This is a genomic window from Daejeonella sp. (assembly GCF_046590655.1).
Classification (GTDB): domain Bacteria; phylum Bacteroidota; class Bacteroidia; order Sphingobacteriales; family Sphingobacteriaceae; genus Daejeonella.
On the sequence record NZ_JBKJUM010000011.1, the window covers coordinates 1 to 12,438 of the forward strand.

General features: G+C 42.0%; 11 protein-coding genes. 4 read left to right on the forward strand and 7 right to left on the reverse strand.

Annotation, left to right across the window (positions count from 1 at the left end):
* Positions 1–644: 644 nt before the first annotated feature.
* Positions 645–3,497 carry a M16 family metallopeptidase gene (locus tag ACLL8Z_RS00715; RefSeq protein ID WP_411272824.1) on the forward strand — a complete coding sequence of 951 codons (2,853 nt, stop codon included), beginning with the start codon at positions 645–647 and terminating at the stop codon, positions 3,495–3,497.
* 203 nt (positions 3,498–3,700) lie between these two features.
* On the opposite strand, the gene ACLL8Z_RS00720 is transcribed toward ACLL8Z_RS00715, so the two are convergent.
* Positions 3,701–3,826 (reverse strand): hypothetical protein, encoded by a 126-nt coding sequence (locus ACLL8Z_RS00720; RefSeq protein WP_411272825.1) that lies wholly within the window; start codon positions 3,824–3,826, stop codon positions 3,701–3,703.
* A 19-nt stretch (positions 3,827–3,845) separates the two neighbouring features.
* The gene (locus tag ACLL8Z_RS00725) at positions 3,846–4,328 is read right to left on the reverse strand and encodes a regulatory protein RecX (protein ID WP_411272826.1); all 483 of its coding nucleotides are present in this window, start codon (positions 4,326–4,328) and stop codon (positions 3,846–3,848) included.
* A gap of 60 nt (positions 4,329–4,388) precedes the next feature.
* On the opposite strand from ACLL8Z_RS00725, the gene ACLL8Z_RS00730 reads away from it, so the two are divergent.
* Together ACLL8Z_RS00730 and ACLL8Z_RS00735 are read left to right on the forward strand one after the other, a co-directional pair.
* Positions 4,389–6,848: a bifunctional UDP-N-acetylmuramoyl-tripeptide:D-alanyl-D-alanine ligase/alanine racemase gene (locus tag ACLL8Z_RS00730; RefSeq protein ID WP_411272827.1), complete on the forward strand. Its 2,460-nt coding sequence runs from the start codon at positions 4,389–4,391 to the stop codon at positions 6,846–6,848.
* The gene (locus ACLL8Z_RS00735; RefSeq protein WP_411272828.1) at positions 6,841–7,431 is read left to right on the forward strand and encodes a DUF502 domain-containing protein; all 591 of its coding nucleotides are present in this window, start codon (positions 6,841–6,843) and stop codon (positions 7,429–7,431) included. The genes ACLL8Z_RS00730 and ACLL8Z_RS00735 overlap by 8 nt, the downstream gene beginning before the upstream one ends.
* A gap of 211 nt (positions 7,432–7,642) precedes the next feature.
* Here the strand turns inward: ACLL8Z_RS00735 and ACLL8Z_RS00740 are convergent, their stop codons facing one another.
* Complete coding sequence (locus ACLL8Z_RS00740) at positions 7,643–8,437, reverse strand: OPT/YSL family transporter (RefSeq protein ID WP_411272829.1); 795 nt, start codon at positions 8,435–8,437, stop codon at positions 7,643–7,645.
* 316 nt (positions 8,438–8,753) lie between these two features.
* Positions 8,754–9,356 (reverse strand): OPT/YSL family transporter, encoded by a 603-nt coding sequence (locus tag ACLL8Z_RS00745; RefSeq protein WP_411272830.1) that lies wholly within the window; start codon positions 9,354–9,356, stop codon positions 8,754–8,756.
* Between the two features lie 186 nt (positions 9,357–9,542).
* Between ACLL8Z_RS00745 and ACLL8Z_RS00750 the strand changes: the two genes are divergently transcribed.
* Positions 9,543–10,028: a D-glycero-alpha-D-manno-heptose-1,7-bisphosphate 7-phosphatase gene (locus tag ACLL8Z_RS00750; protein ID WP_411272831.1), complete on the forward strand. Its 486-nt coding sequence runs from the start codon at positions 9,543–9,545 to the stop codon at positions 10,026–10,028.
* 148 nt (positions 10,029–10,176) lie between these two features.
* On the opposite strand, the gene ACLL8Z_RS00755 is transcribed toward ACLL8Z_RS00750, so the two are convergent.
* The 3 genes from ACLL8Z_RS00755 to ACLL8Z_RS00765 form a co-directional block, all read right to left on the reverse strand.
* Positions 10,177–11,151 (reverse strand): YpdA family putative bacillithiol disulfide reductase, encoded by a 975-nt coding sequence (locus ACLL8Z_RS00755; protein ID WP_411272832.1) that lies wholly within the window; start codon positions 11,149–11,151, stop codon positions 10,177–10,179.
* Between the two features lie 66 nt (positions 11,152–11,217).
* On the reverse strand, positions 11,218–11,877 hold the full coding sequence (gene fsa / locus ACLL8Z_RS00760; RefSeq protein WP_411272833.1) for a fructose-6-phosphate aldolase: 660 nt from the start codon (positions 11,875–11,877) through the stop codon (positions 11,218–11,220).
* A gap of 16 nt (positions 11,878–11,893) precedes the next feature.
* On the reverse strand, positions 11,894–12,289 hold the full coding sequence (locus ACLL8Z_RS00765; RefSeq protein ID WP_411272834.1) for a four helix bundle protein: 396 nt from the start codon (positions 12,287–12,289) through the stop codon (positions 11,894–11,896).
* Between the last annotated feature and the right edge of the window lie 149 nt (positions 12,290–12,438).

The window sequence follows — 12,438 nt, forward strand, 5'->3', positions numbered from 1 at the left end:
TGATTCTTGATGATCAGTCCGAATTAAAGAACGATCCTGACAGAGAAGCGAGAAAAGCCTTTGTCTAAATTAAACAGTACAATTCGAACAAATTGTAAAATAAAAATTGAACAACCACGAAAGAGTTAAGGAGAGAGGACATCAATCAAGAAGTTTTGATTTATATGATGACCCATTGGATCTCCATTTCACCGATTCTTTTTTAAATCCCGATTTGAGGATGTAATTCAAGGAAACGTTAATTGTGAAGGTTTTCTGCCTAAAAAGGCAAATTAGTTTCCGGTATCGCTCTTTTGCTATTTTTTCCAAATTTATCTTGTTATCCAGATTACTCATTTTTTCCCTCAACTCTCCCATTCTTCAACTATATCAATTTTTTATTTGCGACTGGTCAGAAGCAACCCCGCTGGCCAATTCATTAAGCATATCAAACATTATTCCCAGGCGAACATTCCTTACTATCAATGAGGGTAATTTTTTTTCATGCAACATGGTAGTGACCTTTCTGGAGTCAAATTTATTGAGATCGCGTATTCAGGTGTAAATTCGTGATAAATGGGTAAACATCCCGTGGCGGGGGACTTGATCTGTCTTGCAGACTATTTTGGAAATCGCTACTTTGCATGTCCAATTATAAAATCCTTATGATAAAAAAGTTTAAACTAAGCATCTTAATGCTTGCGTTCCTGGGTGTCCAGGTGCAGGCACAAACTACTAAATCGCCCGGCCAGACCAGGTTGGTTGAAAAGGTAACCCGTAAAGGGAATGAGATCCTAATCCCTTACGAGAAATATGTATTGCCAAACGGGCTGACGGTAGTTGTACATGAAGATCACTCTGATCCTATAGTGCACGTCGACGTAACTTACCATGTGGGTTCGGCACGTGAAGAAGTGGGTAAATCAGGCTTTGCCCACTTTTTTGAGCACATGATGTTCCAGGGATCGGATAATGTTGGCGATGAAGCTCACTTTAAGATTATCTCTGAAGCAGGAGGAACTTTGAACGGTAGCACCAACCGTGACCGCACAAATTATTATGAGACGCTCCCAAGCAATCAACTGGAAACCGCTTTGTGGCTTGAAGCTGACAGAATGGGTTTTTTACTTGATGCAGTAACTCAGAAGAAATTTGAGATTCAGCGTTCTACTGTAAAGAATGAGCGGGGCCAGAATTATGATAACAGGCCCTACGGTCTTGTTTACGAAAAGGCTTCGGCAGCGCTGTATCCTTATGGACATCCCTATTCGTGGACGACCATCGGATACCTGGAGGATTTGAATCGTGGAAATGTAAATGACCTAAAGAACTTTTTCCTTCGCTGGTACGGTCCGAACAATGCGACATTAACAGTTGGCGGCGATATTACACCTGCGCAGGTGTTAAAACTTGCCGAGAAATATTTCGGTACTATACAAAGAGGTCCCGAGGTTAGCAATATGAAACTTCCAATTCCTGTTCTTAATAATGACAGATACATATCGTATGAAGACAATGTTCGTTTTCCGATGCTTCAAATGACATTTCCTTCGGTTCCACGTTTTCACGCTGACGAGGTGCCATTAGATCTTTTAGCAGACATTATCGGCAGGGGTAAGAACTCTATACTTTACAAGAATCTTGTTAAAACTCAAAAAGCAGTTCAGGCGAGCGTTTCAAATCAAGCTTCTGAACTAGGCGGCGAATTCTCTGTTACAGTGCTGCCTTTTCCAACCCAAACTCTGGGCGATATGGAAAAGATGGTTCGGGCTGCGCTTCTTGAATTTGAGACCACAGGTGTTTCTGAAGATGCACTCACGCGTTTCAAAGTTTCTTATGAAACGGGTGAAATCAACAGTCTTTCCAGTGTTTCTGGAAAAACTTCCGCATTGGCAGCATACCAAACATTTACCGGTAACCCTAATTATTTACCTCTTGACCTGAAACGTTATAAAGCGGTCAATAGTGCTGACGTGATGCGGGTTTACAATAAGTACGTTAAAGGTAAACATGCGGTTATACTAAGCGTGGTGCCGAAAGGCAAACCAGATGCTGTGGCTACCGCAGATAATTATACTGTGAACACATCTGGTTATGTTGCACCAAAAGATCAATATAGCGGATTAAAATATCAAAAAGCAACAGATAATTTCGATCGTAAGATGCGCCCTGCCGCTGGAGCTAATCCGGTCGTAAAAGTGCCACCGTATTGGACAGATAAAACCACGAATGGTGTCCGTATCATAGGGGCTAAAAATGATGAAGTTCCATCAGTAACTCTCCTGGTATCGGTTAAGGGAGGCCATAAGCTAGAAGCTATGAATCCTGCAAAGGCCGGCATTTCATCACTCACAGCTGCTATGCTTAATGAAGCTTCTGACAAATATACTGCGGAAGAGATCAGCAGCCAGCTTGAAAAGCTAGGTTCTTCCATAAGTTTTTTTAGTAGTTCTGACCGTATGAATATACAGGTGCAATCACTTACAAAGAACCTGGATGGAACTTTAGTACTGCTTGAAGAACGTATGCTTCACCCTCGTTTTGATCAGGCTGATTTCGATCGTTTGAAGAAACAAACATTGGAGTCGATTGCCAACCAAAGCACACAAGCACCTGTTGTTGCTTCAAACGTTTATAACAAATTATTATATGGTGAAGGCAACATTATGGCAATCCCTAATAGCGGTACAATAGCAAGCGTTGGAACGATAACTTTGGATGATGTCAAGAAGTTTTATAATGATAATTTCTCGGCTTCTGTTGCTGATATTGTTATTGTTGGAGATACAGAGCAAAAGGCTATCATGCCTAAACTGGCTTTCCTTAATAAATGGCAGGCAAATCCGGTACAGATCCCGGCGGATGCGAAAACGGCTGCTATAGAGAAAACTAAGATATATCTGGTAAATAAAGACAAAGCAGCACAATCTGAAATACGGATTGGTTATTTGGCTTTACCTTTCGATGCAACTGGTGAGTATTACAGAGCAGGCATAATGAATTATATACTTGGTGGTGCATTCAACAGCCGTATTAATTTGAATTTGCGTGAGGATAAGGGTTACACCTACGGAGCCGGTTCTGGTTTTTCGGGAACTGAGTCCGCCGGACCGTACACGGCTTCTGCGGGTGTTCGTACAAACGTATCCGACAGCTCAGTAGTTGAATTTATGAAAGAGATAAAACGCTATAAAGAAGAGGGAATTACTGACGCTGAATTAGCTTTTGTAAAGAGCGCAATAGGACAAAGTGATGCCCGCAGATATGAAACAGCGTTTCAGAAGGCCGCTTTTCTGAATAATATTATCCGCTATAATCTGGAAAGCGGTTTCGTTAAGAAACAGAATGAGATCTTGCAAACTATTACGAAAAATGAGATCAATGCCCTGGCAGCAAAACATCTGCCTGTCGATAAAATGAATATTGTGATAGTGGGAGATAAGGCTGCGATTAAACCGGGTTTACAAAAACTCGGATATGATGTTATTGAAGTAGATTCTGAGGGCAAAATGCTTTAAAACTTCTGTTTAAATTTAAAGCCCGCTCGATATAAAAGGGGCGGGCTTTTTTTATGCTCTTCCCCGACTAGGTCGGGGATCTCGTGCAGGCGCGGTGCAGCTCGCGTCCACTTGATATATTAAACATCGCCGGCTCTAAACCCCAGGGTGCGACATTAAGTCGTTAATAGATTTCAAACGAAATGGGCCGGTCGACACAGCGGCTATGGCCGCGTGCCATTTACGAGATCCCCGATCCAGTCGGGGAAGAGACCAAGTAATGATAACCCGTCGCCAAGGTCTTCCCAGGGAGTTTCATTGTCAATGTAAAATGGGGTTGAATCAGCCATAAGTTATTTGTTGATTTATCTAATCATCTTTTTTAAGTACATCCCTAATTAAATCCTGCTCATACCCTTTTTGTGCTGCATATCTTGATAGCATAAACCTAAGTTTATAAGGATCACTTACTTTCATAGATGCGCTTTTTTTCTCAATCAAGCCTTTGAGTTTCGCGATATAATCATCTGTATCAATAGCCATAAGAGCTTTAATGATCATTTTATCGGGAACCCGTTTTATTTTCAGTCCCTGCCGGATCTTGTTTTTGCCCCAGCCTTTTATCCGGAACTTCCCAAGGGTATATGCCATTGCAAAGCGTTCTTCGTTAAGAAAGTTTAGCTGGATAAGCTCAGAGATAATTTCCTCTACTTCTCTTTCGTGTAAACCCCAGTCGTATAGTTTGCTTCTTAGCTCATGCTGAGAACGTTCCTGATAGGCGCAGAAACTTTCTGCCTTAGTTTTACACTCGCTCCTGGTAAAAACTTTAGGGGTGACTTGTTCGTTTTTCAATTTGATGAAATATCGCAAATATTCAATTTATTCTTTAAAATATAGTGAAATTAGCAAACGATGAACCATATCCTTTATTCTGCGGAAGAATTAACGGCGGGCATGAATGCGAAGGCGTCTGTTCAGCTTAAAGACGCAATGATCCGGACGCTTTTGACCGACAGCCGGAAGCTTAGTGATTTGGATCAAGGACTTTTTTTTGCATTAAAAGGTCGCCGTGACGGACACAGTTTTATCAATGAAGTTTATGAAGCCGGAGTGCGGAACTTCGTTATCTCCGATTCGGAATTTGACCATCTTGCATTCAAAGAAAGTAATTTTTACCTGGTAGAGGATACCCTAAAAGCGCTCCAGGAACTTGCGGCATTCCATCGTTCAAAATTTCAATATCCCGTTATCGGAATCACCGGAAGTAACGGGAAGACAATTGTCAAAGAATGGCTTTATCAGGTTCTTGCTCCTGAAAATAATATTGTAAGAAGTCCAAAAAGTTATAATTCTCAGTTAGGAGTCGCAATTTCGGTTTGGGAGATGAATGAAGAGAATGATCTCGCCATTTTTGAGGCTGGTATATCTAAATCGGATGAGATGACTGCTCTGGCAGCAATGATAAAACCTACCATTGGAGTTCTTACCAATATTGGTGAGGCCCACCAGGAAGGATTTGAGTCGTTGGAAGAGAAGATAAGGGAAAAACTAAAGTTATTTGAAGGGGTAGATCTTTTTATTTATTCGTGTAAATACCTTGATCAGTATCAGGGTGAACTGCCGGGAACTAATAAATTTACCTGGTCTTACCGCGGTAAAGCAGATCTCGAAATCTTTGACGACGAAATTCTCGATGACAAATATCAATTTTTGCGTGGCAAGTATAAGGGCAAAGATGTAGAAGTTGTGATCCCTTTTACTGACCAGGCTTCGGTGGAGAACGCCATCATTTGTTGGGCAACTTTGCTAGCCCTTGGTTATGAACCTGAAGAAGCTGATAAACGGCTTGAAAAATTAGTACCTATCGGTATGAGGCTGGAGCTTAAAACAGGGATTAATAACTGTTCAGTAATTGATGATTCCTATAGCCTGGATCTTTCTTCACTCGCTATTGCTCTTGATTTTCTAAAACAGCAGAACCAGTATTCGAGACGCACATTGATACTCTCGGACATACCAGGTTCTGATTCCGAACAAGTTTATCAACAGGTCGGACAAATGATTGAGAATAAATCTGTCGAGCGGCTGATTGGCGTGGGTAAGCTGATCAGTGAGTATGGTGTAAAATTCAATTGTGAAAAAGAGTTTTATGAAACAACTGCGGATTTTCTTAAAGCTTTCCGGACCATAAAATTTGGGCATGAGACTATCCTTCTTAAAGGAGCAAGGGCATTCGAATTTGAACAAATAAGCCAGCTGCTTACTCAGAAAGTGCATGAAACTGTAATGGAAATCAATTTGAATGCATTAGAACATAACCTTAACTATTACAAATCACTGCTGCCTTTGGGGGCTAAAATAATGGCCATGGTGAAGGCATTTTCATACGGGAGCGGAAGTTTTGAGATCACAAATCTGTTGGAGTTTAATAAGGTGGATTATTTAGCTGTCGCCTATGCCGATGAAGGTGTCGCTTTGAGAAAGGCAGGAACCAGTCTGCCGATAATGGTAATGAGCCCCGATTCAATGGCCTTTGATACCATTATTGAGAATACCCTTGAACCGGAAATATACAGTCTAAGAATACTGGAAGAATTTTTAGTTACACTTAGCCGTAAAGGCATCAAAAGCTATCCTGTACATCTCGAAATTGATACAGGCATGCACCGGCTTGGTTTTATGGAAAATGAAATAGATCAGCTACTCAATATTCTTTCCGAAAATCCTTCACTTCATATCCAGAGCATATTCTCACATCTGGTTGCTAGTGAAGACCCGGGGCAGGACGAATTTACGAAGCAACAGATAATACTATTTACAACACTTTCTGAGCAGGTTACCAGGAATTACACTTACCCTATCCTCCGTCACTTATCAAATACTTCCGGAATCAGCCGCTGGCCTGATGCGACCTTCAATATGGTACGGTTAGGTATAGGCCTTTATGGAATCGATACATCAATCGTTACCAAATCTCCTCTGCAAACTGTAACTTCGCTGAAATCCAGCATTTCGCAGATCAAACAGATCCCGGCAGGTGATACAATCGGTTATGGCCGTGAAGGCAAAATGCCAGATGGCGGTACAATTGCAACGGTGAAAATTGGGTATGCAGATGGTTATAGTCGGAAACTGGGCAATGGTGTAGGCACGATGTTGTTACGAGGGAAAGAGGTCAGAACTATAGGTAGGATCTGTATGGACATGTGTATGATTGATATTACGGGTATAAATGCAACAGAGGGGGATGAAGTGATCGTCTTCAATGATGTTATCCGGGTTGAAGATCTTGCGCAGCAAATGCAAACCATCCCATATGAGGTTTTAACGGGAATTTCCCAGAGAGTAAAAAGAGTTTATTATTATGAATAGAATAGTCAGGGCTTTACTAAATTATATGATCAGGGGAGCGCTTGTGATTCTTCCTTTAGCCGCTGCCGTGTTTCTTATTTACTGGATCTTTGTTAAGGTTGACACGGCATTAAACCTTAGCGACGTGATTTGGGTTGATCAAATGGGCAAGCCAATTTACATCCCAGGCCTGGGTATACTGACTGTTTTAGTTATCCTGATCGTAGTAGGAATTATAGTAACCAATTTTGTCACCGATCCCATAAAAAAATGGTTTGCCCGATGGTTGAGGAGATTGCCCGTGTTCAATGTAATATACACATCATTCAAAGACCTCACGGAGGCATTTGTGGGTGATGATAAAAAGTTCAGCGAGCCGGTTGTTGTTGAGGTAAACGAGACCGGCCTTAAAAAGATCGGATTTATTACCCAAAAAGACCTTTCAAAAATTGGTTACCCGGGCGAAGTAGCGGTTTATTTCCCTCTATCATATTCATTTGCCGGCCAACTATGTATTGTTAGTGTTGAGCGTGTGAAAACATTAAATATGAGCGCAAGCGAGGCAATGAAATTTATTGTATCGGGAGGGGTTAGTCATTTATAAGACTGTTCCCCGAATGGTCGGGGATCTCGTTAATGACATGCGGCCACAGCCGCCGTGTCAATCAGCTTATTTCGTATGCAAACAATTAACGAACTAAATGTCGCTCCGCTGTGGTTTTGAATGAGTTTTATTTGATATATCCAGAGGACGCGAGCTGCGCCGCGTCTGCACGAGATCCCCGACCTAGTCGGGGAAGAACCCTGCGACCTCCTTATATTTTACTGATCGCTATCCGATAAAGAGTAATCCCCATCCCCACAAAAAACAAGAATCCCATAATCTGGAAGCCTCCTTCTCCAAGGGCCCCGGTTAGAGATTCCTCCATATTGAGGCTTCCTACTGGTTCTGCAGTACTTTCGAAAGCCATAAGGAACGCATAAAGCACCCCCATTAATGCACCTCCAGCCACCAATCCCGTGGCGAAAAGATTCCCCTTGCCAAGGTCTTCATCCTCCTGTTTTTCGTGCTGGTCTCTAGACCTCCGATCAACTAATCCCTTAATGGCACCCCCTGCAAAAATTGGCAGAGTCGTAGATAATGGGAGGTAAGCGCCTACCGCGAATGAAAGCGATTTGACGCCGCAAAGTTCCATGGTAATAGAAAGGAATACTCCGACAAGAACGAATTGCCAGTCCAGGTTAAAGGAGAGTAAGCCTTTGATCAGCGTGGCCATAAGGGTTCCCTGTGGTGCAGGATACATTTCGGTACCGATGGCGTGATTAATTCCCTGAGATATCATTTCAGCATTCGGACGATCAAGGATCGATAGGGTTAGGCCAATTACTACAGCGGAAACGATGGCTCCTACAAATAAGGCGAGCTGCTGGAAACGTGGAGTTGCGCCAACTATATATCCCGTTTTAAGGTCTTGTGAAGTTGCTCCCGCATTGGCGGCAGCAATACAAATCATACTTCCTACTACCAGGGCCATTGGTTCATATAACTCTCCTGTCCAGCCAATACTGATGAAAATTAAGCAGGTGCCCATTAATGTGGCTATAGTCATTCCTAACCGGGTTGGACGATGTTCCAATTAAGCCTACAATACGGCTTGAAACAGTAACAAAAAAGAATCCAAATACAATAACCAGAACACCAATCAAAAGCTTATTTAGAATAGAATCTCCTGGAATTTGTGGTAAAACAGCCATTAGGACAACTAACGCGATACTACCAAAAATCACCGTCTTAAATGAGAGGTCATCATCAGTCGGCTTAACTGCTATTTTTGGACCTATTATATATCCTACACCCCTATACTCCGGGGTGATTTCGCCATTTACAGTAGCCGAAGGGAAATACTTATTGGTTTTTGAAGTTGCTCAGGTGGGAGCCTCTGCTATTACATGAAATACCTTTTGCCATATCGCATAGGCGAAAGCAAATGCAAGTCCGTAATATGCAGTCTTGGCAAAATCTCCGCCTTTTTCACCAGCGATCAATACTGAAGCACAGGCGGTTCCTTCCGGGTAAGGTAGGTTATCGTGTTCTTCAACGATCAACGAGCGACGAAGCGGTATCATCATTAAAGTCCCCAGAATACCGCCAAGGGCCGCCAGGAAAAATATTGGCCAGTAGGAAAAAAAGGACTCGCTATTGCTGCCGGCAGATAAAAACAAGAAACCGGGCAAGGTGAATACTACTCCGGCGGCTATGGATTCACCTGCAGAACCAGTAGTTTGAATGATGTTATTTTCAAGAATTGTTGTCTTAAAAAACTTCCTGCCAATTGATATCGCTAATACAGCAATTGGGATAGAGGCAGAAACAGTCAGTCCGGCTTTAAGCGCCAGATAAACAGTGGCAGCTCCGAAAATTACTCCGAAAATTGCACCGAGAAGTACTGATTTTACAGTAAATTCGGCCACTTTGCTGTTTGCAGCAATGTAAGGCTGAAATTGTTTTAGTGATTTAGCTTTTGACATTTGGCTTCGCTTTGCCCGCCTGCCTGGCCGGTAGCAGACAATTACATCAGGGATGCAATGGCGAGGTGATTTAAATTCAGTTATTTCATAGCCAAAGCAATAACCGAATCAAATGTCATTGTTAATGGGCATGACTAAGCAATAAAGATAATATTTTTGCACAATCTACAATACAATTGAAAATAGATGAAGAAAGCAGTTTTTTTAGACAGGGACGGGGTTTTAAATAAAGAATTGGGCGACTATGTATGCAAATTCGAAGAATTTCAGGTCCTGGAGCATAATTTTACTGCTCTGAAAGAATTGCAGGACAGAGGCTATTTACTGATCGTTATCACCAACCAGGGCGGACTGGCAAAAGGCTGGTACTCGCGGGAGACACTTCAGCAAATGCATGATCATTTAATCAATACTTATGCTAAGCAGGGAATTACGATCACCGAAGCATACTTCTGTAATCATCATCCGCAATATAATGGGAACTGTCTATGCCGCAAGCCGGGCTCTCTGATGCTCGAAAAAGCCATAGCACGGTACCAGGTCGATGCGTCTAAGTCGTATTTCATCGGCGACCGTGAACGGGATGTTATTGCCGGAGAGGCAGCAGGGGTAAGGGGGATTTTGATTGAGAGTGACCAACCAATTGGGGAAGTGTTGGATATGATTGAATAGGGTGTTGTCAGTTGCCAGTTACCAGCTGCCAGTTACCAGGCTGGATGCTTAGCATGATGACTTACTCGAATATTCGCATGGTTATCCGCCCAGCCTGTTAACTGGTAACAGGCAATTGGTATCCGATTCTTATTGTAAAAATCGAATCCTATTTCTTTACCGAGCTCTGAATAGATTTTACGATCCGCTCCCCATGCTCCCTCGAATTCTCGATAAACCATTTATGTGTATTCATTCCGCCGCAGACTACACCAGCGAGATAGATTCCTTTTATATTGGTTTCCATGGTTTTCGGATCGTGTTCAGGCAATTGTAAATCGTGACCAGAGAGCCGGATTCCTAGTTTTTTAAGAAAAGTAAAATCAGGCTTATAGCCTGTCATGGCTAATACAAAATCATTAGCAATTGTAATCCTGCCTTCCGGGGTTTCTATCTCAACTTCGTGTTTACGAACGGACCTAAGATTTGAGTTGAAATATGCTTTAATGCTACCTTCCAGGATCCGGTTAACGATATCCGGACGTACCCAATATTTCACTCGTTCGCCAACTTGTTCAGTTCGGATTACCATGGTAACATCTGCGCCTTTTCGGTATGTTTCCAGTGCTGCATCCACTGATGAATTATTAGCACCAATTATTACAAGCTTCTGTCTTGCATAGAAATGAGGATCCTTGTAGTAATGGCGGACTTTAGGAAGATCTTCGCCCGGGATGTTCATTAGGTTGGGGAGATCATAAAAGCCCGTCGAAACAATAACGTTCTCAGCCAGGTATTCTGCTTTGTCTGTTTGAATAAGATATTTTCCGGCCTCGTTTTTTGTACCCTCCACCTTTTCAAATAAACGGAGGTTTAGATCAAACTTATCGGCGACCCTTCTGTAATATTCCAGTGCTTCAGCTCGCGTGGGCTTAATATTGTTCGATACAAAAGGCACGCCCCCAATCTCCAGCTTTTCTGAGGTAGAGAAGAAAGTCATATTTGCCGGATAATTATAAAGAGAATTAACCAGGCAACCCTTTTCAATAATTACATATGACAAACCGGCTTTTTGCGCTTCAATTGCGCAGGACATCCCGATTGGACCGCCACCTATTATTAAGAGATCAAAGAAGTGTCTCATGTAACTTCGGCTTTCCGTCCCAACTTATAACTTACCACCTATAACTTACAACTCACACGTAACAACTTACTTCCCGGCTGCCTTCGCATGATCCGCTAAAAACTGCGCCAATCCGCTATCAGTTAGAGGGTGCTTCATTAAAGCGGACATAGCTGATAATGGACCAGTAATCACATCGGCGCCGATTTTTGCACAGTTAATTATATGCATAGGATGGCGTACAGAGGCTGCAAGGATCTGTGTTTCAAAGCCGTAATTATCGAAAATCAAACGAATATCCTCAATAAGAGTTAAGCCATCGGTTGAAACATCATCAAGTCTCCCAATAAAGGGGGAAACATATGTAGCGCCAACTTTAGCAGCAAGCAAAGCTTGTCCGGAAGAAAATACCAGTGTGCAATTGGTTTTGATGCCTTTTGAGCTGAAGTATTTAATAGCTTTAATGCCTTCGGCAATCATTGGAACTTTAACAACGATCTTAGGATTAAGGGCGGCTAATATTTCGCCCTCTTTCACCATATTCTCGAAATCGGTTGCAATTACCTCAGCACTCACATCACCTTCTACAAGATCACAAATCGCTTTATAGTGATTGATTACGTTATCATGGCCTGTAATACCTTCTTTAGCCATCAGGCTTGGATTTGTAGTTACACCATCAAGTATACCTAAGGCTTGTGCTTCTTTAATTTGAGCAAGGTTTGCGGTGTCGATGAAAAACTTCATAAGTTTAATTAGAGAATTAGTAAATAAGCAAATTGGCAACCAAGCTAATTAGCTGGTGTTTTTTTTTGCTCGTGGAAATTATTTTATTTATGATTTTTTGAATGTCTAATAATTGTTCTTTTAATGCCGATAACTCAGTATGATCATACAGTTCGGTGCACAAAGCTAACCAATATTCAGTTTCTTCAACCTCTTTAATTGCAATCTTGAATTTATGAATGAAATCAGCTCTGCTTTCTGCGTTTTGCGCCTCCCGAACATTGGCGCCAATTGAGGTAGAACTCTTGAAGAGCTGATTTGCAAGCGGAAACTCCCTGCTTTTTTGCAAAGTTTTACAGTATCTGGCAGCGTTAACTGCAAAAGAAAAAGTCTTTGAAACGATAGGATTTTCAATGTTTGGGAGCCTTGACATGGCTTAAGATACGCTCCAATTCGCTAATTCTCAAATCACTAGTGTCCGGTTAAAATAATTTTTCGTTAAAAACCGGGGATCAAAGCCCCCGGTTTTATAGCTACTTTTGAGTTACTACACATCAAGAATAAGCTATGCCCAAAAATACA